The 619-nt window shown below is 61.7% G+C and carries 1 protein-coding gene; it reads right to left on the bottom strand.

From position 1 onward, the window contains the following. Window positions 1-307: 307 nt before the first annotated feature. Window positions 308-619, bottom strand: a 312-nt coding sequence (locus tag PX554_RS26580; RefSeq protein WP_275505050.1) for a transposase, incomplete at its 5' end; no start/stop codon positions are given.

Here is a 619-nt window from a genome sequence, read left to right as displayed (position 1 = left end):
TCTCATGACTGCCATCTGCGCTGCAGAACGAGTTTATCCTGCCGCCAACCTTTCGGCTAGCGGTGAATTTGGCCTGGCCGGAGTGCCGCGGGCTCCTGATCGACGACGATTGATCAAGCTCTCATCCGCGGATTGGTTACCGCACTACCCGTTGTCCGTCGCTGGACCTTCCTCATTCTAAGCACGGGCGTCGGACTTGCCTGCCCCAACGTTGACCGAGGATTGTCCATCACAGTCGGGTGCCCGCGACACACCGGCCAGGCCTATGTTGCCAGAGGGTTGAGCTGATGCTGAACCCCCTGGCAGGTCAAACCGTCACCTCCGGCTGCACCCGGCGAGCGATGTCCCAAGCGAAGCCCACGAGTTCGCGAGCGATCGCCGTATTGACCTTGGGCTGTGGCTTGCCTGTCGCCGACAATCGGCGAAAACGCTGGCAAAGACGCACCTGCGCCTTCCAACCGATTGCCTGAATATCCTCAGGCAATCCCGCGACACGATCCCGATAACGTCGCTCTTCGCGGGCAGGTAGGCGATATGTCCAGCCTGCCTCGACAAGCATGGTGCGGGCATGAGCGTTGCCGGCCCGCGTAATTCGGCCGCGATGGACGCGTGATCCGCT

This window comes from Sphingomonas pollutisoli (genome assembly GCF_029167165.1).
GTDB lineage: Bacteria > Pseudomonadota > Alphaproteobacteria > Sphingomonadales > Sphingomonadaceae > Sphingomonas > Sphingomonas pollutisoli.
The sequence above is the reverse complement of the archived record's forward strand: the minus strand, read 5'-3'. Positions and strand labels throughout refer to the sequence as shown.